General features: G+C 50.5%; 19 protein-coding genes. 13 read left to right on the forward strand and 6 right to left on the reverse strand.

From position 1 onward, the window contains the following. Window positions 1-17: 17 nt before the first annotated feature. From ABD880_RS11035 to ABD880_RS11045, 3 genes are all read right to left on the reverse strand, one after another. Window positions 18-437: a hypothetical protein gene (locus ABD880_RS11035; protein WP_345165821.1), complete on the reverse strand. Its 420-nt coding sequence runs from the start codon at window positions 435-437 to the stop codon at window positions 18-20. A 129-nt stretch (window positions 438-566) separates the two neighbouring features. Then, window positions 567-1,760: a glycine C-acetyltransferase gene (gene kbl / locus ABD880_RS11040; protein ID WP_345165824.1), complete on the reverse strand. Its 1,194-nt coding sequence runs from the start codon at window positions 1,758-1,760 to the stop codon at window positions 567-569. Between the two features lie 77 nt (window positions 1,761-1,837). Continuing rightward, complete coding sequence (locus ABD880_RS11045) at window positions 1,838-2,983, reverse strand: hypothetical protein (RefSeq protein ID WP_345165826.1); 1,146 nt, start codon at window positions 2,981-2,983, stop codon at window positions 1,838-1,840. A gap of 112 nt (window positions 2,984-3,095) precedes the next feature. Between ABD880_RS11045 and ABD880_RS11050 the strand changes: the two genes are divergently transcribed. The 13 genes from ABD880_RS11050 (at window position 3,096) to ABD880_RS11110 (ending at window position 16,495) form a co-directional block, all read left to right on the forward strand. Next, window positions 3,096-4,064, forward strand: coding sequence for an NAD-dependent epimerase/dehydratase family protein (locus ABD880_RS11050; protein WP_345165829.1), 969 nt, complete (start codon window positions 3,096-3,098; stop codon window positions 4,062-4,064). 249 nt (window positions 4,065-4,313) lie between these two features. Continuing rightward, window positions 4,314-4,994 (forward strand): opacity family porin, encoded by a 681-nt coding sequence (locus ABD880_RS11055; RefSeq protein ID WP_345165832.1) that lies wholly within the window; start codon window positions 4,314-4,316, stop codon window positions 4,992-4,994. 290 nt (window positions 4,995-5,284) lie between these two features. Beyond that, window positions 5,285-5,947 carry an outer membrane beta-barrel protein gene (locus ABD880_RS11060; protein WP_345165835.1) on the forward strand — a complete coding sequence of 221 codons (663 nt, stop codon included), beginning with the start codon at window positions 5,285-5,287 and terminating at the stop codon, window positions 5,945-5,947. Window positions 5,948-6,162: 215 nt separating this feature from the next. After that, window positions 6,163-6,891 carry a DUF3891 family protein gene (locus ABD880_RS11065; protein ID WP_345165838.1) on the forward strand — a complete coding sequence of 243 codons (729 nt, stop codon included), beginning with the start codon at window positions 6,163-6,165 and terminating at the stop codon, window positions 6,889-6,891. A gap of 122 nt (window positions 6,892-7,013) precedes the next feature. Next, window positions 7,014-7,343 (forward strand): thioredoxin family protein, encoded by a 330-nt coding sequence (locus ABD880_RS11070; protein WP_345165840.1) that lies wholly within the window; start codon window positions 7,014-7,016, stop codon window positions 7,341-7,343. A gap of 84 nt (window positions 7,344-7,427) precedes the next feature. Continuing rightward, on the forward strand, window positions 7,428-8,864 hold the full coding sequence (locus ABD880_RS11075; protein WP_345165843.1) for a DUF4403 family protein: 1,437 nt from the start codon (window positions 7,428-7,430) through the stop codon (window positions 8,862-8,864). Window positions 8,865-9,412: 548 nt separating this feature from the next. Further along, window positions 9,413-10,375: a YihY/virulence factor BrkB family protein gene (locus tag ABD880_RS11080; RefSeq protein WP_345165846.1), complete on the forward strand. Its 963-nt coding sequence runs from the start codon at window positions 9,413-9,415 to the stop codon at window positions 10,373-10,375. A 100-nt stretch (window positions 10,376-10,475) separates the two neighbouring features. Then, the gene (locus ABD880_RS11085) at window positions 10,476-10,868 is read left to right on the forward strand and encodes a VOC family protein (RefSeq protein WP_345165848.1); all 393 of its coding nucleotides are present in this window, start codon (window positions 10,476-10,478) and stop codon (window positions 10,866-10,868) included. Between the two features lie 294 nt (window positions 10,869-11,162). Then, window positions 11,163-11,816, forward strand: a complete 654-nt coding sequence (locus ABD880_RS11090; RefSeq protein WP_345165851.1) for a hypothetical protein — start codon at window positions 11,163-11,165, stop codon at window positions 11,814-11,816. A 231-nt stretch (window positions 11,817-12,047) separates the two neighbouring features. After that, the gene (mnmC2, locus tag ABD880_RS11095) at window positions 12,048-12,725 is read left to right on the forward strand and encodes a tRNA (5-methylaminomethyl-2-thiouridine)(34)-methyltransferase MnmC2 (protein ID WP_345165853.1); all 678 of its coding nucleotides are present in this window, start codon (window positions 12,048-12,050) and stop codon (window positions 12,723-12,725) included. A 107-nt stretch (window positions 12,726-12,832) separates the two neighbouring features. Further along, window positions 12,833-15,349 (forward strand): S9 family peptidase, encoded by a 2,517-nt coding sequence (locus ABD880_RS11100; RefSeq protein WP_345165856.1) that lies wholly within the window; start codon window positions 12,833-12,835, stop codon window positions 15,347-15,349. A 113-nt stretch (window positions 15,350-15,462) separates the two neighbouring features. Continuing rightward, window positions 15,463-16,065, forward strand: a complete 603-nt coding sequence (locus ABD880_RS11105) for a hypothetical protein (RefSeq protein ID WP_345165858.1) — start codon at window positions 15,463-15,465, stop codon at window positions 16,063-16,065. Between the two features lie 49 nt (window positions 16,066-16,114). Beyond that, window positions 16,115-16,495: an SRPBCC domain-containing protein gene (locus ABD880_RS11110; RefSeq protein ID WP_345165860.1), complete on the forward strand. Its 381-nt coding sequence runs from the start codon at window positions 16,115-16,117 to the stop codon at window positions 16,493-16,495. Window positions 16,496-16,873: 378 nt separating this feature from the next. On the opposite strand, the gene ABD880_RS11115 is transcribed toward ABD880_RS11110, so the two are convergent. The 3 genes from ABD880_RS11115 to rimO all read right to left on the reverse strand — a co-directional run bounded on the left by ABD880_RS11115 (window position 16,874) and on the right by rimO (window position 20,576). Further along, on the reverse strand, window positions 16,874-17,449 hold the full coding sequence (locus ABD880_RS11115; protein ID WP_345165862.1) for a 5-formyltetrahydrofolate cyclo-ligase: 576 nt from the start codon (window positions 17,447-17,449) through the stop codon (window positions 16,874-16,876). Window positions 17,450-17,452: 3 nt separating this feature from the next. Continuing rightward, on the reverse strand, window positions 17,453-19,012 hold the full coding sequence (gene bshC / locus ABD880_RS11120) for a bacillithiol biosynthesis cysteine-adding enzyme BshC (protein WP_345165865.1): 1,560 nt from the start codon (window positions 19,010-19,012) through the stop codon (window positions 17,453-17,455). A gap of 202 nt (window positions 19,013-19,214) precedes the next feature. Continuing rightward, window positions 19,215-20,576 (reverse strand): 30S ribosomal protein S12 methylthiotransferase RimO, encoded by a 1,362-nt coding sequence (gene rimO, locus ABD880_RS11125; RefSeq protein ID WP_345165868.1) that lies wholly within the window; start codon window positions 20,574-20,576, stop codon window positions 19,215-19,217. Window positions 20,577-20,645: the final 69 nt, after the last annotated feature.

Genomic DNA, 20,645 nt, shown 5'->3' on the forward strand with positions numbered 1-20,645 from the left:
TTAAGCCTTAAAATGGTCTATTTAAAAGAGATGTTTACGGCTTTTTCACCGGTGTTCAAAGACAATAAGACAACCATGCGGTCGCCCGCTCTGGCCACAGAAAAAGGCATAAGAGTTCCGTCCTGGGCTTTACCTTCGGTCATGAGCCATTCATACAGGTTGAAATCCTTAAAGGCATTGCCTTGCACGGTATGCATCTTAACAGGCCTGCTTCCGCGCACTAAATACACTTGCACTTTTGAAAATTCTTCGCCGGGCAAAGTCACTTCTAGCGCACCTTTTAATTCATCAAAGGCATACTGCCGCTTTTCATCCAGCGCTTTACCGTCTAGCAACAAAGAAATACGACCGGGCTTCTGCTCCTGCGCCCATGAGGCTTGCAAAGAAACAAAGCTGAAGCAGAGAATAAAACAAAGAAGGGTAAACACTTTTTGCATAATCAGGCCAGGTAGATAAACAGGTGCAATATTACCATAAACTAATCTTAATAAAAAGCAAAACGCCTGTGTAACCAACAGGCACACAGGCGTTTTTGAGCTATTTCCTGTAAAACAGGCTAAAAACGGTTAAGCTTTCAAGACACCCAGCTCATGGCCTACTTCAATGAAAGCGGCGATGGCACGGTCAATATGTTCCATAGTATGCTCGGCAGAGAGTTGAACCCTGATGCGGGCTGCGCCTTTGGCTACCACTGGGTAGTAGAAGCCAACTACGTAAATGCCTTTCTCCAGCATCTTAGCGGCAAAAGCCTGGGCCAGCTTGGCGTCATACAGCATCACCGGCACAATAGGATGCACGCCTGGCTTGATGTCAAAACCAGCGGCCGTCATCTTCTCCCTGAAGTACATTGTGTTCTTCTCCAGACGGTCGCGCAGTTCAGTGCTAGAGCTCAGCAAATCTAACACCGCTAAAGACGCACCTACAATAGAAGGAGCCAATGAGTTGGAGAACAGATACGGGCGCGAACGCTGACGCAACATGTCTACAATCTCTTTTCTACCCGAGGTGAAGCCGCCCATAGCGCCGCCCAAGGCTTTGCCCAAGGTACCCGTGATGATGTCCACGCGGCCCATCACGTTGTGGTGCTCATGCGTACCGCGGCCGGTTTTGCCAATGAAACCACTAGAATGGCACTCGTCTACCATCACCAGCGCTTTGTATTGGTCTGCCAGGTCACAGATTTTGTCTAGTTGGGCAATGGTGCCGTCCATGGAGAAAGAACCGTCCGTGACAATGATGCGATGCCTGGCACCCTGGCTTTCCTGTAGTTTGGCCTCCAGGTCCTCCATATTGTTGTGCTCATAGCGGTAGCGCTGGGCTTTGCACAGACGCACGCCGTCAATGATAGAAGCATGGTTCAACGCATCTGAGATGATGGCAGACTGCTCATCAAACAAAGGCTCAAACACCCCGCCGTTGGCGTCAAAAGCGGCCGCGTATAGAATGGTGTCCTCAGTGCCCAGGAACTCGGCAATCTTGGCTTCCAGTTCTTTGTGAATGTCCTGGGTACCGCAGATAAAACGCACTGAGCTCATGCCGTAGCCGTGGGTGTCAATGGTCTTTTTGGCCGCCTCTATCACCGCGGGGTGCGACGAAAGGCCCAGGTAGTTGTTGGCGCAGAAGTTCAAGACCTCGCCAGTCTGCTGGGTTTTAATCTCAGCGTGCTGGGGAGTAGTGATGATGCGCTCTCTTTTATATAAACCGGCGGCTTCAATGTCGGCCAGTTGTTGCTGTAAATCTGGTTGTAAGGTTTCGTACATGGTCGTTGGGTGCTCGTTTTTGGTTGTTCGTTATTCGCTCTCTTAAAGAACGCCTTATCCTCTGTAAAAGTAATCAATCATTTGGGGTTTCCATCGCCCTGCGCCGGCGGACCGGGTCTTTTGAAAATGGGCCGCGGCCGGGGCGTTTTGGCAGAAGGTGTTGGCTCTGGCGCAGACTCTATATCACCTGCTTCTTCCGTTTTTGGCCTGTTTTCTGGATTTGAGGCCGAAAACGAAGCAGGTACTTGCTCTTCATTTTCAGGCTCTACTGGAGCAGAAGGCCGTTTAAAGACAGGCCTTGGCCTGGGTGGTTTAGCAGAATGTGTTGTTTCAACGGTTGGTTCCTGCGTTGGCTCAGGCAAGGGTTGGTTTAAAGAAGATAGCTCTTCAGTGCTTCCCTCCCCTTTCACTTCCGCCGATGGCCTTTTAAACACCGGCCTAGGTCTGGGCGTGGCAGGTTTTGCTTCTGCGGCAGAAGTTGACACAGCTCCCGACTCAAGTTCCGTTTTTGGGCTGTTTTCTGGATTTGAGGCCAAAAACGGTTCCTGACCAACTATCTCATCAGCCTTGGTTTCAGGGGTAGCCGCAGGACGCTTGAACACAGGTCTAGGTCTGGGCGGTGTAGGCGAATCAACCGCCGGGCTTTCTGCTTTTGGTTCGGGTGCCTTCTCTACTGGCTGCTGGTCTGGAACAGAAGCGGCCGCCGATGGTCGTTTGAAAACGGGACGTGGTCTGGGCGCTGGGGCAGGAATTTCCGGCACTGGTTCAGATTTTTCTGGGGATGCAGGTGCCTGTTCACTGGCCGCCGGGGCTGGAGCAGGACGCTTAAAGACCGGCCTGGGCTTGGCTGGTTTAGAGGTTTCCGATGATGAAACTTCCTCCGTCTTCTTTTCCTCCATCATCGGTGCAGACTGTTGGGCAACTATCTCGGCGGGCTGTCTGGAGACGGGGGCTTGCTCTGTGGCATCTGCTACCGGAGCGGCTGACGGTGCGCGGCGTATGACGGGCTTCGGTTTGGCCGGAGCGGGAACTGCCTCTACTGGAGCTTGGGCTAGATGGAACCTTCGGCGAACGTCATTGAGCACCATCTTCACCGAGTTGTAAAAACTATTGGGGTGCATTTGGGCGTATAGCGTCTGCCACTGCGCGTACCGGCCCGCATCACCGGCCGCAAAGGCCGCTTCATCAATCCGTCGCTTAACCAGAAACTCTGTGAAGGTCATAAAGAGGTACGCGTGGTTCTATGTTCAAAGATACAAAAGGCTAAGAGCCACGCCCATATTTTTTGATGCCCCAGATATAACGTACATTTGTTTGCTATACTTTCAACCTCGCATGACAACGACCGACGACACGATTTTGGTGATAGGCGCCTGTGGCCAACTAGGCTCTGAACTCACCCTGGAACTGAGAAAATTATACGGCAACGCCAACGTAGTGGCCGCCGACATCCAAGAACCCAAGCAAGCCGACCTGCGCGACTCGGGCCCCTTTGCCATTGCCGACGTGCTGGACGCCACCCGCCTGGCAGACTTATTTACCCAGTACAAGTTCAAGCAAGTCTATCACCTGGCGGCCATTCTTTCTGCCACCGGTGAGAAGAACCCCAAGTTTGCCTGGAAATTGAACATGGACGGCCTCATCAATGTGCTGGATCTGTGCCTGGAGCATAAAGTAGAGCGCGTGTACTGGCCCTCTTCCATTGCCGTGTTCGGGCCTAACACGCCGCGTCAAGACACCCCGCAGCACACCGTCATGGACCCTAACACGATTTACGGCATCAGCAAGCAGGCCGGTGAGCGCTGGTGCGAGTATTACTTTGAGAAATACGGCCTGGACGTGCGCAGCCTGCGTTACCCGGGTCTCATTGGCTGGAAAGCCCTACCAGGCGGAGGTACCACAGACTACGCCGTGGACATTTATCACCAGGCCTTGGACAAAGGCACCTATGAGTGTTTCCTGAGCGAAGGTACCTACCTGCCCATGATGTACATGTCTGACGCCATCAAAGCCACCCTGGACTTGATGCACGCCCCGGCAGAAAAAGTGAAAGTACGCTCCAGCTACAACCTGAGCGCCATCAGCTTCTCGCCTAAAGAGATTACGGCCAGCATTCAGCGCCATATCCCAGACTTCACCATCACTTATAAGCCAGACAGCCGTCAGCAGATAGCAGACTCCTGGCCGCAGAGCATTGATGACAGCGCCGCCCGCCAGGACTGGGGCTGGCAACCAGAGTTTGACCTGGACACCATGACCGATGACATGCTCCTGAACCTGAAAGAAGCACGAATTACGAATTAGGAATTACGAATTGACAATACGTGAATCCCTGCTGAAGCAAGACTTCGGCAGGGATTCTTGCTTTTTAGAAACCCCTTTGAATAGTGAGCTAGGTCTATTCAATAATGACCTTACTATGCGTCCTTCTATTAAATTGAATTCCCAGAATATTTATTTAATCTCTTTATACTATACAAGTTCCAGAGGCAGTTTATAGAATATATAAAATGTTTAATACCCCAAATTTTTATAACTTATATCCAATCTAACATGCTCAAAAAAATTGCTTACACCGCCGTTCTCTTTTCAAGTCTAGGTTTGTCTGCCTCTGCCCAAGAAGTCGCAGCCGTCAATTATTCCACTTCTAAAGCCTTCCTAAAGCCTGTCAGCGGTCAGTTCACGGTTGAGCTTCCCGCCTCTTACACCGGTGGTGGCATTACCCATTTCAAACTTAACCAATTGCGGGGTCGTTATTTTCTAGATCCCTCTACCGCCCTTAGATCTTCGTTCACGCTGGATTTAAACAAATATAGGTATGGAGGGATTAGTAGATCTATAACCAATTTGATTGTGGCGCCCGGCGTTGAGAAACATTTTAAAGGAAGTAAACGCTTCTCACCTTACTTAGGTGCTGAGTTGCGCCTAAGCAAACAGTTCTCTAGTTTTGAAAGCGATGAAGTAAAGATCACTGGTGCTGCCTCTACCTTCACAAGCTCCACAGATCGCAATGATATTGGGGTGGGCGTTGGTCTTTTTGCCGGGGTTGACTATTACATTACCAAACGTTTTTATGTAGGCGCTGAGCTAGGTTACAGCATTGATTACCTCATGTACGGTGATATCAAGGTTAAACCAGCTAATGAGCCCTCCTATGTCATCGATCCTAAAGAAACCGCCCCAAAAGACAGCCATTCTGTGAATGCCATTTTAAAAGTTGGCTTCAAATTCTAGCGCACCTACGCCATATTGAAAGCTAACCGTCAATTAAACAGTTAAGCTTTTGGACACTTTGATTCCGTTTTTGGCCTGTTTTCTAGAAAACAGGCCAAAAACGATGCTTTTGTCCTCTCTTGTTATCCTAAGTATAGCTACTGTCCTTGGGCACATTCCCCGGCAAATTATTGCGCTATGCCTCAGCCACTTGTCAGGCTACACCTAAAATGACTTCCGGTAAGCGATTTACAGCACATAGAGAATGTTTAATATTGTTCCATAGTTAGATACCTTATTCAATTAACTCCATGTTAAAGAAATTCATTATTGCCGCCGCCTTTACAGTTGTAGCAGGCTTCTCTGCCTCAGCCCAGGACGCAACCGCCACGGGTGGCATCAAGCCTACCACCGGTGAGATTACCGGCGAGGTGCAGTTGAGTATAACCGGCGGCAGCACCATTAGTCTAAACCAATTGCGCGGCCGTTACTTCTTAAGCCCCACTACGGCGTTTAGAGCGTCTTTCGCCCTAGATGCTTACTCTGACACCAATGATGACGAAAACCGCACGTCTACGCTTGTTGTCCTGGCCCCTGGCATTGAGAAGCACTTTGCGGGCACAGAGCGCTTGTCTCCCTATGTAGGCGCAGAACTGCGCTTGAGCAAATTCTTTGTAGACTATGACAGTGACAACCTAGAAGTAAAGGGTGGCTGGCCAAATAATTTTAACGGCAATGTTAATGAGCGAAACTACTTTGGAGTAGGCTTAGGCGTAGTGGCCGGCGCAGACTATTACTTTGCCAAACATGTGTACCTGGGCGTAGAGTTTGGCTATGGCCTTAACTACCTTACCTATGGTGATGTAGAAGTAAATCCTGCCAACGGCAATGACTACACCATTGACAGCGACCGAAGCACACTAAGACTAGGTTCTTCTGTGAATGGCGGCCTGCGCTTAGGCTTTGTCTTCTAGTTTCTGAAACTATCCCTCTTATAAAGCCTGATAGACCCATTCTGTCAGGCTTTTTTGTGTCCAAACTCCATTTTTGACCTCTTTTCCAGAAAACAAGCCAAAAACGGACATCACAAAATTTTCTGACGCAAGACTCTGGACTTATTAAAAAAACCTTTCGGGTGGCAAAGCAGTTAGAAACCGCGAAGGCATAAGAAGGGTACGCCGCCAAGACTATGATTGTAAACCCACATGAGAACGGCTGGGAAGTGATTTACCAGCAGGCACACGCCTTGTTGGCGGCAGAGATTGGCTTTGCCTGGCGCGTGGCAGACCGTCCGTTGCACTTCATGAAAACCCTGGCCGCCATTGCCCAGCATGACGACGGCCAGAAAGACTGGACCGGCAACTATTACCTCACCGCCGCCGGGGCGCCCGCCAACTTTACCCAACTGCCCTTTTCTTTAGAGCAGGCCCAGCAGGTTATGAAAGAGGCCAAGTTCCAGGGCCACTGGCGAAGCCTGCTCACCAGCATGCACCTGTCCTTTCTGCATGAGAGCGTGCGTGGCCAGAAACCCACCTGGGACGCCTTTCTAGACGAGCAACTGGCCCTACAGAAAGCCAACCGCAGACAACTAAAAATCAACAAAAGCCAGGCGCAGTACGCGTATGACTTTATGCAATGGTGCGACCGCTTCTCTCTCATCCTCTGCCGCCGCGAACTGCCCGAGATGGAGCGCGCCCTGGAGATAAGCCTGGGGCCGGACGGCCTTAGATATGAACTCAGGCAATTGACCAGCGGCCAGGTACAGGTGCACCCCTGGCCGTTTGAGCAGAAGGAACTGGAGGTAAGCGTAGAGGCCAGCTATCTGTCACAGTTGCAGTTCTCTCAATCAAAGGAGTTAGAAAAAGTGCTACAAGATGCGCCAGTGCGCTTACTCATCTGGAGAATAATCCCCGGGTAAGAACCTTGGCCCGTGCACCTTTGCAGAAGACAATTTCAAGAACTATATGGCACCAAGCCAAATTACCCAACCTCTCTTGCATTACATCGTTAGAAATAGGCTTAATACCCACTATCAAACCAATGGCCATACAAACGTCTTCAGACGCAGAGCTGCGATCTATTATATTTGAGAAAGAACGAGTGATTGTAAAATTCATTGATGAAGAGTGCGCCGTCTGCAAGCAGTTGGCGCCATCTTTAGAAAGATTTGCCCAAGACCCTAAATACCAAGGCATCACCTTTCTACGCATGGAGGCCTCAGAAAACCCCGTTTCCAGCAAAGAGGTAAAACTAACCGGCACCCCGTTTTTTGCCACCTATTACAACGGCACGCTTAAAAGCTGTGGCCTGGTATCCAATGAGGACGAAGTAAAAGCCCTGTTAGACTCCCTGCTCAACTGCTGTGATTGACCCTCACCCTCTCTCCTTACTGCTGGTTTGTCTGCACCTGGGCTAAGAAAGCGCATCAGTTGCAGATTAGCCGTATCTTTGGGTATGCGTGTACCGTTCCATTTCTGCTTATGGGCTTGCCTGGGTCTCATGGGGCTAGCCGGTTGCCAGTCCAACACCTCGCTTTCTACCCAGGCCCCCGCCGCTGCTATAGTCACAGAGCAACCTCTGCCTGAGCGCCGGGTGTCTACCATCAACCTGCCTGTCACCCTGCCCACTTCCATGCTGGAGCAAATGCTCAATGAGCAGTTCACGGGCATCATTTACCAGGACAATGACATCACAGATGATGACATGGCCGTCAAGGTGACCAAGACTGGTCCCATCAAGCTCAAAGCCGAATTCAGTAAACTGTACGTAGAGGTACCGCTGCGCATCTGGGCCAAGGGCCGCTGGCAATGGAACGCCTGCGAGCTCTGCAAAAACATCCAGAAGTCTGAGGAGACCGAGTTTGACATGGTGGTGCGCACCGAGAGCCGCTTGCAGATGCTGCCCAACTACCAGATTAAGAGCTATACCACGGGTGATTTTTCCTGGGGTGATCGCAAGCCTATCCTCTCGCTGGGGCCTTTGAACATCAACCTGGCACCGTTCATTGAACCTAAGCTTAAGGCCCAGATTGCCCCGCTGCTCAAGCAGCTAGACAGCCAACTGCAACAACAGCTCAACCTGCAGAGCTACTTGACAGAGGCCTGGCGCCAGTTGCAACAACCCATCTCTGTGCATGACGGGTACAAGGCCTGGTTGAGCGTAGAACCCAAAGCCATCAGGATCACGCCGCTGGAGTTGCAGAAAAACCAGTTAAGCTTGAACGTGGGCATTGATGCGTTTATCTCGGTGACTACCGGCAAAAAGCCAACCCAGACGGTACAACCACAGCTACCGGCGTTTACCCCCGTGCGCACCTTGCCACAAGAGGCCCAGATTGCCGTCACCACAGACCTGCCCTACACCTACCTCACCCAGATGGCGCAGAAAGAGGTGCGTAACCAGACCTTTAAATTTGAGGAGGGCAAGCACCAACTCACCATCCATGACATTGACATAAGCGGGACGGGCTCTAAACTACTGTTGGCCCTGGACCTGAGCGGAAGCGCCAAGAGTGGGTTCATCACCAAGAAATTCCAGGGGAAGGTGTATCTGCAAGGCACGCCGTTTTATGAGGCCGCCACCCAAAGCATTAAGGTAAAAGACCTGCAGTATGAGGTCAAAACCCGCGATCAGCTCTTAAACACAGCCAACTGGCTCTTGCAGAACAAATTCAGGACGCAGCTAGAAAGCCATATGACCGTCTCCATCAAAGACCAGATGGCTTCCATCAGGCAAGGTCTGCAGGACGGCCTTAAAGAAAACCGGTTGCATGAACATGCCCTCATGCGTGGCAGCGTCCTTTCCTTTGCACCAGACACGTTGTTTTTGACACCAACAGGCATCAGGACGCTGTTCAACGCCTCTGGTAAAGTAGCGCTGTCTCTGGATTAATTCGCTTATAAAAATCATCTATAGAAAGCTCCCCAGCTGCAAGACACGCGGCTGGGGAGCTTCCGTTTTTGGCCTGTTTTCTGGAAAATAGCCCAAAAACCAATCTCTTTTCTCGCAAGCTTGTAGATTGTGGTTACGATCAGGCAAATTGAAAACTTGCCTGATTGGTAGCTCCAAGCTGTAAGCTTGAAGCAGAGAAAGGAGCTAGCGTTTTTAGCCTGTTTTCCGGAAAACAAGCCAAAATTGGCTCTTTGCCTCTAGCCACCGCCTGTCTAGCTTGCCCACAAGATCTTATGGAGCAAGACCGGAATGTTCCACTTTCAGGATGACAAATTAATGAGTGATTGAATGGCTTAGTGATTGAGTGAATGCTTGAAAAAGGTTTGACGGTTAAAACGAGCTTAATTCTTAATTCTTAATTCTTAATTCTTAATTCTTAATTCTTAATTCTTAATTCTTAATTCTTAATTCTTAACAGAATTTAACCATGGCCTTAAGTTCACGTAAGGGGAAGAGCAACTAATATTAAGCTTTTACATTATTCGCCTATGGCTAAATATACTTTTAAGGACATCTTTTCTTTAGTGAAAGACTCGGGGGGACAGTTCATGGAGAACAACTCGTTTAGGTTGGCAGCAGCCTTGGCCTATAACACCATCTTTTCCCTGCCACCCCTGCTCTATATTGTCATTGCCACGGCGGGTTATTTCTTCGGGGAGAAGGCGGTGACCGGCCAGCTGTATGAGCAACTGGACGAGTTCATTGGCCATGACGCAGCCCTGCAGCTAGAAGAGTCCCTGAAGAGCGTAAAAATAGAGGGCGGCAGCACGGTAGCCACCTGGATTGGAATTGCCACGCTTATTTTTGCCTCCACTACCATTTTTGTGACACTGCAAGAATCCCTCAACAACGTCTGGAACTTGAAGACCAAGCCCAAGAACGGCATGCTCAAACTGGCCATGGACCGCATCCTTTCCTTCGGGATGATCTTGAGCGTGTCTTTTCTGTTGCTGGTGAGTTTGGTGATCAGTGCCTTGCTGGGCGTGTTAACCGAGTACCTGCAACAGCTCTTGCCGGGCATTGCCGTCTTCTTTATCTACCTGCTAGACATAGTGGTGTCCATGGGTTTTATCACGCTTTTGTTCGCGCTTATTTACAAGTACCTGCCAGACGCCATGATTAGATGGCGTGACGTATGGGTGGGCGCCGCCGTGACGGCCTTTTTGTTCTTGCTGGGCAAATACCTCATTGGCTGGTACATTGGCCAGAGCGACATGGGCAGCACGTATGGGGCCGCCGGCTCCATTGTCATTCTGCTGTCCTGGGTCTACTACTCGTCTTTGATCATCTTCTTTGGGGCCGAGGTGACCCAGCAGTACGCCGAAAAATTTGGCCAGGCCATAGTACCCAATGAAAACTCGGTGCGCATTGAGGTGCGTGAAGTTCCCTACGCAGATTCTGACGAGGCCAAAGCCGGCCGTCCGCCTGCGCAGGGCCGGTTCAGGAGTTAATTTGTTTTTAGCTTAATTTTCATAAAACGGCCCAAAAACGGAAATAAACCTCTCTGTTTTCTGGGCCGTTTGCTATTTTTGCAGCCTGTATACCTCCCCTATGGCCGCTGGCATTCATCACCTAGAATTCTGGGTCTCTGACCTCTCCTGCTCCTTTCCTTTTTACCAGGGCCTGTTTAAACTTATTGGCTGGACCCAGCTCAACCACTTTTCCTTTGCCACGACTAACTGTGATTTTTACTTGGTAGAAAAGCCGGGCCTCATGCGGCAAGACACGCTGGGCGTTCGGCATCTGTGCTTTAGGGCAGAGGATGCGTCCACGGTCCATGCGGTTGGCACGTATCTGCGTGAGGTGGGCGCAACCATCATCAGAGGCCCCATAGAAATGGACTATTCAGCAGGGTACATCACGGTAGACTTTAAAGACCCAGACGGTTATGTGCTGGAGGTGGCTTATGCCCCCCACCATGTGTTTGCCCCAAGCAGTACATAAAAGGTTACTACATTAGTACACCCACTGACCAACAACCCTTCAACTAACTATTATACTGATAGTTACAATTAGACACACATTCTTACAAAAACAATGAACCAATCACACGGTTATTCCATTTATCCATTAGGAAATCCAAATCATATAATTTATTTTAGAAGAACATAGGGGTAAAACAAGATTTTCTGGTCACAATAAAAGACAACTTTTGTGGTCTAAAACGGTAGCTTTTCTTCGGGTAATCCGTATAAGGGTACCATCCCCCTTTTAATTCTGACTCATTCTCATTCTGGTATGCGGCGGCTGTTAGTGCTCCTCTTCTTTTGTCCACTATGGACGTATGCTTGCCAAGGCAAACTTGAGCCAGATACCCCGCGCGTGACGGCCAGCAACAACAAGCCTAAGAAAGTTGTGGCAAGGCCCGCCCAATCACGCTTTTATAACAACTCAACGGCGGTAGACGCCTTCTACCAGAAAAACGAATTCAACCTGGAAAGCAATTCTGAGGTGCGCCGCGCCGCAGATTTCATCTCCAACCCATTCCTGCTGGAGCCAGAGCCTGCTTTGAAGCACTATGTGGCCCAGGTAAAATCTACCTACAAGATTGTGCGTGACACGGTAGCCAACCTGCACAATGCCAAATACATTGACACCCTGTTTCACTTAAACTTTGACTCCAGCACGGTAGAGCTCTATTACCCGGTGTACACGCAACGCTACCTGCTTTCTTACGCCGATGTCAAGAGCCAGAACCTGACCTTGCGCAACGGCATCAAAGTAGGCATGACCCGTGACGAACTCATCAAGAAGATACAGGGCTACAAGCTTTACATCAAAGAGCAGAAGAACGTGATTGAGGTCTGCGATTGGGAACGCAACTCCTGGCTACGCTTCCACCTCTCCAAAGGCCGCATCACCAGCATCCAGTATGAGGGGTACGTGGACTAGTTTCAATTAAAAATTAGAAATTACGAATTAGAAATTGGGGTTGCTATGAATGCCATCCTTTATATAACAAAACGAAGCAGGCGGGCCAAAATGGCCCGCCTGCTTCGTTTTTGACCTAATTCCTTGAAAACAAGCCAAAAACGGTTATTTATGAATCTTCAGTTCTTCTCTTCTTAGTCACAACCTCTGCCCCAATTTCTAATTTCTAATTTTTAATTTCTAATTTTAAAAATGGCATTAGAGGTTAGACAGACAAGAGACGGTTCCACTACGTTATTTGTACCTGAGTTGAATGAGCACTATCATTCGGTGCATGGGGCCTTGCAGGAGAGTTTGCATGTATTCATTAAGATGGGGCTGGAAGATGCTTTGACCCGTTGGGCCGCCGTGCGCATCTTGGAAGTTGGGTTTGGGACGGGCCTCAATGCCTTGCTCACCTTGCAGCATACCTTGGCCACCAAAGCCGAAGTGGTGTATGACACGCTGGAGAAGTATCCGCTTTCTATGGAGGTGGTAGGTCAGTTGGGCTTTGACAAATTCATCCTTAACCCAGAACTGCTGGACTTCTTTCAACCCTTGCACGCTGCGCCGTGGGAACAAGCCGTGGCCATCACGCCGCAGTTCACGCTCAGAAAACTGGAAATAGATTTAGAGGCCTTCGCCCCGGAGCCAGAGAGCTATGACTTGGTGTATTTTGACGCCTTCGCACCTGAAAAGCAACCACACCTTTGGACGGACGCCATTTTCCAGAAAATGTATGATGCCTTAGCGCCGGGTGGCACGCTGGTGACCTACTGCGCCAAAGGAAGTTTCAAGCGAAGCCTGAAAGCCGCCGGTTTCAAGGTAGAGGCTTTACCAGGACCTCCGGGCAAGCGTGAGATGACGCGTGGAGTTAAACCAACAGAGTAACAATCTATTAAATACTTGTAAAAAACTGAGAGACAGTCCTCATTTGAAGATAATGTGGCCATGTAGTTGTATATTCCTGCATACAAACTAACAACTCCACGTTTTACATGAAAACCCTTTATTTCCTGGCAGCCTTTCTGTTGGCTGGCTTGGGGTTACAAGCCCAAACATCTGGGCAGCAGGCCAAAGGCAATTACCAACTGGCGGCCAAGTTCTCCCCAAAAAAATTAGAAAAAATCATCTTCACTACCAATCTGGATCCGCACTGGCTCAAGAAAACGGACCAGTTCTGGTACCAGTATGAGACCACCAACGGCAAGAACTGGTACGTGGTAGACCCGGCCACCAAAAGCAAGCGCGCCATCTTTGACCTAGATAAGTTGGCTGCCGCCATCACGGTGATTGTCAAAGACCCGTTTGACGCCCAGCATTTGCCTATTGAGAACCTCAAGTTCACCGAGGACGAGAAAAGCGTGCAGTTTGAGGTGAAGAGCTCTGTGGACGTGGTCAAGAAAGACCGCCTAGACAAAAAAGCCGCCGACTCTCTGGAGAAAAAAACCCACTACTTCCAGTACAACCTGGCCACGCGTCAGCTCACAGAGTTGAAAGACTATGAGAAGCCGAAGCGCAAGCCTATGTGGGCCTCTATCTCCCCGGATCAGAAGTTCATCATCTTTGCCAAGAACTTTAACCTTTATTGGATGGACAAGGCCAACTATGAGAAGGCTTTGAAAAACGAGAAGGACTCTACCATTGTGGAGCATCAATTGACCAAAGACGGCGTGGAGTTCTACAGCTACGGCGGCGACGGCAACGGTGAGACCAACGTGGAGAAGGAGAAAAACCAAAAGAACCGCAAGCCTACGTTTGTATTGTGGTCTCCAGATTCAAAACACTTCATGCTGACCCGCACAGATTCCCGCAAGGTGAAGGACCTGTGGGTAATCCATAACACGGCGGCAGGCCGTCCGGCGTTGGAGACCTACAAGTACCAGATGCCGGGTGAGAAAGAAGCGCCTATCAGAGAGATGGTGTTGTTCAACTTCGCAGAGAAGACTCACAAGAAGATTAACACTGCCGCTTTCAAAGACCAGGAACTGTCTGTGTGGCCAGCCCCGGCTAAGCAAAGCTCCCGTGATGACGAGTTCCGTCCTAACGTATGGCACGGCACGGCCAACAAGGTATATTTTACCCGCACCAGCCGTGACTTGAAAAAGATTGACATTTGCGTACTGGACATTCCATCTGGCACCGTGAAGCCTTTGATTGAAGAGCGTTTCAATACCTATGTAGAAGTTTCTAGAATTGGCTTAGTGAATGGCGGCAATGAGATGATTCATTGGTCTGAGCGTGATGGCTGGGGCCATTTCTACCTACATGATGCCAATGGCAAGCTCAAGAACCAGATTACCTCAGGCCCTTTCCACACCGAGGAACTGGTAGCCATTGATGAGAAAGCCCGTGTGCTATACTTCTCAGCCAACGGCCATGAAGCCAAGGAAGATCCGTACTTCATGCACCTATACCGCATCAACTTTGACGGTTCTGGCCTTAAGCTTCTGAACAAAGGCGATTTTGACCACAACATGAGCATGAGCGACAGCCGCCGTTACTTTGTAGACAATTTCTCTAGAGTGAACACCGTACCGGCAGCCGCTTTGTATGACAGCAACGGCAAGAAAGTAATGGACCTGGAGAAATCTGACTTTTCCCGCTTGATGACCACGGGCTACAAATTCCCGGAGCCATTCAAAGTAAAGGCAGACGATGGCATCACGGATCTGTATGGTGTTATGTACAAGCCGTATGACTTTGACTCTACCAAACAATACCCTATCATCCAGTACATCTACCCTGGTCCGCAGACCGAGGCCGTGAACAAGGCCTTTAGCCGGGGCATGGACCGTGTGGACCGTTTGGCACAACTAGGTTTCATTGTGATTACCGTGGGTAACCGTGGCGGTCACCCGGCCCGTTCTAAATGGTACCACACCTACGGCTACGGCAACCTGCGTGACTACGGCTTGGCCGACAAGAAAGCCGCCGTAGAGCAATTGGCAGACCGCTACTCATTCATTGACGCCAACCGCGTGGGCATTACCGGTCACTCTGGTGGTGGTTTTATGTCTACCGCTGCCATGCTGGTGTACCCAGACTTCTTCAAAGTAGCCGTTTCGGGTGCGGGTAATCATGAGAACAACATCTACAACCGTTGGTGGTCTGAGAAACACCATGGCGTGAAAGAGGTGATTACCGCCAAAGGGGACACTACTTTCCAATACTCCATTGACAAGAACCCAGACCTGGCCAAAAACCTGAAGGGCCGCCTGTTGTTGACTCACGGCGACGTAGACAACAATGTGCACCCGGCCAACACCATCAGAATGGCCAACGCCTTGATGAAAGCCAACAAGCGCTTTGACCTGGTGATGATGCCCGGCCAACGCCATGGCTACGGTGACATGACTGAGTATTCTTTCTGGATGACGGCTGACTATTTCACCAAATACTTACTAGGTGACTTCTCTCAGACGGTTGACATGACCGAGATGAACCGCGACATGGAGCAGAACAATAAGGCTGGAGCCGGCGCGCGCAGAGCCACGCCAGAAGACGAGGAATAATCTACCTTCCCTTCTCATCATAAAAGCCAGTAGCCGTCAAACGCTACTGGCTTTTTGCTTTTAATCTACCCAGTCGCCAGAAATGCGTATGCAACAGGAAATACCCCTGGCCTATGAAAAAGCTCTTCTCTAGTATTTGCCTTGTGCTTCTATTTGGATGTTTCTCCTGCTCCAGAGACAACAACACCCAGTATGAGTCAGTGCCAGTGGTAGAATCTGAGAACCAGGTGTTAGGCATCTCCTCCAAGGCCAGGTACCAAGCGTTTATGGCTAAGTTGCCGGTATTGCCACTGCCCTTCACGGCCAAATGCGGATTCAAATATGAAGAAGCCAAAGACCCCGACTCTACCATGATTGGCAAGTATGTGAAAGAGTTTGAGAAGGTCTACAAGAAGATACAGGTAAGTCCTAACGTAGAAGCTCTGCTAGCCATCTACCCCACCGATGACCTCCTGCCCCGCCTCAGAACCTTTGACCACCAGGGCGCCGTGCTAGACGAGCAAGACCTCAAGTTCAACCCATGCGGCGAAGAACCGGGTTTTCAGCACAGTGAACAGCTCACCATCCAGAAAGATTTGACTATTGTTATTCTTTACAGCACCGCCCGCTGGGAGTTTGACGCCGCCTACCAGGAGATTCCCAAAACCAGAAAGCTTACCGTTACCAAGAAGACCTTTAAAGTACTGGACACCGGCGAAATCATAGAAGTCAAGTAAGACCTGATTTTTGTCCGTACTTTTGCCATTCGCGCTAGTCAACCTGAATATGAAAGAATTCAAGAAATACTTCATCGTGCCCGCCTCGCCAGAAGAGGTCTACGAAGCCCTCACCAACCCCACCGTCCTAGAAACCTGGACCGGCGACCCCGTGGAAATGTCCACCACCCCCGGCTCAGAGTTCTCCCTTTGGGAAGGAAGCATTGTGGGCAAGAATCTGGAGTTTGAAGCAAACCGCAAGATTGTGCAGCAGTGGTATTTTGGCGAGCAGGAAGAACCATCCATTGTCACCATCAAAACCCACGCCCACAAACTAGGCACCTCGCTGGAAGTAAAACAGACCAACATCCCGGATGAGGACTACGAAGACCTAGTAGAAGGCTGGGAAGAAAGCTACGTGGGCAACCTCATTGCTTTTTTTGAAGGATAATTTCTTTAGTCCCGAGTCGCGAGTTTTGAGTCCCGAGTCGCGAGTTTTGAGTCTCGAGTCATTTTTAGCAAATACCGTTTTTGGCCTATTTCCTAGGAAACAGGCCAAAAACGGTATTATTGTTTAAATGCTTACCATCCATTCCCCTTCCAATCCTTCCCCCATTTGTCATCCTGAAAGGACCTTGTGGGCAAGTTATATCAGCGTTTCATCAAAGCTGACACCGCTTAACATACATTATCTGTGTAGAGACAATGGCACGGCATTGTCTTTCGCGCATTGCTTTCTTCTACCAGTTTAATCAGTTGATGTAAACACCCCTCTCCGCTCCCCTCAAGGGGAGAACTTGACTATAGACGCCTTATATGAGCACTACTTTCAGAAAAAACGATACACCTGTGAAGGGGTAATCACCGCATCTAAAGTTAAATCCAGAGGGTGTACGTCTTCAATCTGGAGGATGGGCGGCTCCAGAGACAAACCTTGCTTTTGGCTTGATTTGGGTAAAAGAGCCAGAAAACGGTCATAGAAGCCTTTGCCATAGCCCACGCGGTGGCCTTGCAAGTCAAAGGCCAACAGCGGCACCAGCACCAAGTCAATCTCCGCTTCTGTTATCTGTTGCGCCTGCACCGGCTCGGGGATTCCCCATTTATTGACAAGCAGCTGGGTGGAAGGCGTAAGCAAATAATGCGTCATGCTGCAGTCCTCCAGATGCGAGACAGACGTGGCCACCCGCACCTCCGGAAACTCAGCCCACAGCCTATGGATGATGTGCCAAGTATTAATTTCCCGGTGCTGTTGGATAGGCAGAAACACGTGCACCGTCTGACCGGCGCGCGGGGCAAAGGCCTCGAAAAACCGGTCGGCCAGCTGCTGACTGAGCTCCTCCACTTCGGCCTTAGAGAGACTGCGGCGCTTGGTGAGGTAGGCTTTCCTGAGTTCGGCCTTTAGCATGGTTTAGTCTTCTTGCAATACGGTGAACTGATGTCCGAATGGTTGGAACGCCTCTACCAAATGCTGGATGAAGTCTGGGTTGTTGGTCTGGTACGACAGCAGATTGTCCACGCGCTCCTGTAGCACACCCGTTGGGAAGAGTTTTTCTTTGAGGTTGGCCAGCTGGTTGTAGGCGGTGTCGTTTTTGTTCTCAATGGCCTTGTTCAGCTTCTTCTCCAGCATCTGCAGGCTCTGGCTGGCCTTCTGCGCCTCGGCGCCGACGGCTTTCACCAGCGTGGGATCAATGCTTTGGGCCAGTTCTTCTACCTGCTTGTAGGCGGTTTCCAACGCGTGGCGCTGGGCTTCCAGGCTTAGTTCTTCCTGATTCAACAATTCGGCCAGGCGCTTCTTCAACTCAGGCATTTCCCTGAACATCTCCAAAGGCGTAAGCCCTAGCTTCTCCAAACGCTGGGCGTTGGGCTTGGTCAGGTACATGGCCGAGTTGCGTAACATCACCGCCGGGAACGGAACCTGAAACGCCTCAAAAATCCCTTTCAACTGAAACCAGTACGCCACTTCGGCGCCGCCGCCAATGTAGGCTAGGTTGGGCAGCACCATTTCCTGATACAAAGGCCGCAACACCACGTTCGGGCTGAAGCGCTCTGGATGCTCTTGCAGGTGTTGCAAGATTTCTGCCTCGGTGAAAACCAAAGGAGTGTTCAAGACTTTATAATGACCGTCTTCCTGCACAATGCGTTCGCGCAGTTGGTTATCCAGGTAGAACAGGTTAATCTCACGGGTCATGACCTGCGGCTTGTAGCCTTGGGCTTGCAGAGCCTCATTGGTGCGGGTGATGGCTTTATAGGAGGCCTGCTCCGTCAGTTCTTTCTGCGCTGCGGAGATAAACAGTCTCTTAAGGGCAGGGCTGTCGCCGTCTACGCAGACCACGCCGTACACCCCAAACAGGCCAGTGACAATCTTGCGGGTAGCCTCGGCCAGGGTGGTGCTGTTGGTATAGGCTTCCTCAAACAGTTCGTACTGCTCTGGCAGGGCGTCCAAGATTTCATTCAGGCCATCGGTGGCAAACCGACCCACGGCGCCTTTCTCCTCGCTCTCCCAGGTATACGTCTTCCCGAAGAGCGTGAAATGGTTCACCTCGGCAAAATCATGGTCCTCGGTAGCCATCCAGTACACCGGCACAAACGTCTGGTCTGGGTAGGCTTGCTGCAGGGCTCGGGCGGCAGTGATGGCCGTCACAATCTTGTAGATGAAGTACAGCGGACCGGTGAAGATGTTGAGCTGATGGCCGGTGGTGATGGTAAAGGCCTGCTCCTGGCTTAGCGCCGAGATGTTGGCCTGCACCGCCTCTGGCACCTCTACGCCTTGGTACTGGCGCTGTAGTTCCTCTACCAGAACCTGGCGCTGGGCGGCTGGGTACTGGCGCTCTTCCATAATCTTGGAGAAGGCAGACACCTCTGGAAAATGTTGGTAGAAGGGCTGGAGCTTGGCATCTCTGTTGAGATAATCCACAACCAATTTAGAGAAGGCACCGGTGGCGCTATAGTCAATACAGGAAACTTTCATACGGGGAGCGGTCATCCTTTTATATAACCGACGCTGCAAAGGTAAACGCTATTTTGAGATTTGCGTTCGGTCTTGTAAGTCTGCCTCCTTAGAACTGGTTCCTTGCAGGAAACCGACAAAAAAACCTCACAAAGCACGGGGCTCTGTGAGGTTCTATACTTTCGTTTTCGGCCTGATTTCTGGAAACTAGGCCAAAAACGGATTATTCTGAAACAGCATCTGCCGCTACTATGTGCTTGGATTCGTGTACGCCGCTTACTACCTCGCCGTACAGGTCAAAGTCAGAAGAGTCGGTGATTTTCACGTTGGCGAAGTCTCCCAGACGCACATAGGCGCTGTCTGCGGGCACCAATACTTCATTGTCTACCTCTGGGGAGTCATACTGGGTACGGCCCACGTAGTAGCCACTCTCCTTGCGGTCAAACAGCACTTTGTAGGTGTTGCCTACTTTGGCTTCGTTCAACTCCATAGAGATGCCCTGCTGTAGTTCCATGATGGTATCGGCACGTTCTTGCTTCACCTCATCTGGCACGTTGTCCTCCAGGCTGAAGGCGTGCGTGTTCTCCTCATGCGAGTACGTGAAGATACCCAGACGGTCAAAGCGTGACTCCTCTACCCATTGGTACATCTCCTCAAAGTCCTTCTGGGTCTCACCGGGGTGACCGGCAATCAAGGTAGTGCGTAGAGCGATGTCTGGCACGCGCTGACGGATGGTGTCTACCAGTTCCAGCGTACGACGTTTAGAGATACCGCGGCGCATGGTCTTGAGCATGTTGTCCGAGATATGCTGCAACGGCATGTCCAGGTACTTACAGATGTTGTCACGTTCTACCATCACGTCCAGGGCATCCATCGGGAACTGGCTTGGGTAGGCATATTGCATTCTAATCCATTCAATGCCGTTCACATCTGACAAACGCTGTAGCAGTTCGGCTAGCTTGCGCTCCCCGTAATGCTGTAAGCCGTAATAGGTCAGGTCTTGGGCAATGAGAATGAGTTCTTTGGTGCCCATGTTGGCCAGACGCGTGGCTTCGCGCACCAGATCCTCCATGGGGCGGTCCATGTGCTTGCCGCGCATCAAGGGGATGGCGCAGAATGAGCAGGGACGATTACAACCTTCGGCTATTTTAAAGTAGGCGTAGTGCTTAGGCGTGGTGATTAAGCGCTCACCAATGAGTTCATGCTTGTAGTTGGCCTCTAGGGTCTTCAACAACTGCGGCAACTCCAGCGTCCCGAAGTAGGCGTCCACCTGCGGAATTTCAGTTTCCAGAGAGTCTTTGTAGCGTTGCGAAAGGCAACCGGTCACATAGAGTTTGTCAATGGCGCCGGCGTCTTTGGCGTCTGCGTAGCGCAGGATGGTGTCAATAGACTCTTGCTTGGCATTGTCAATGAAGCCGCAGGTGTTCACGATGATGATGTTGGCATCGTCTTTCTCAGAGTCATGCACTACATCAAACTCATTGGCCTGCAACTGGCCCATCAGCACCTCTGAGTCTACCAGGTTCTTGGAGCAACCCAGGGTGATAACGTTGTATTTGTCTTGTTTAAGGGATCTTACTTTCACGTGCCTTCTACTTTAGCCTGTCTTTGATGGAAGGGCAACAACCAAACAGGCTCTTTTGGTTTAGTCTGC

It is taken from the genome of Nibribacter koreensis, assembly GCF_039541795.1.
Classification (GTDB): domain Bacteria; phylum Bacteroidota; class Bacteroidia; order Cytophagales; family Hymenobacteraceae; genus Nibribacter; species Nibribacter koreensis.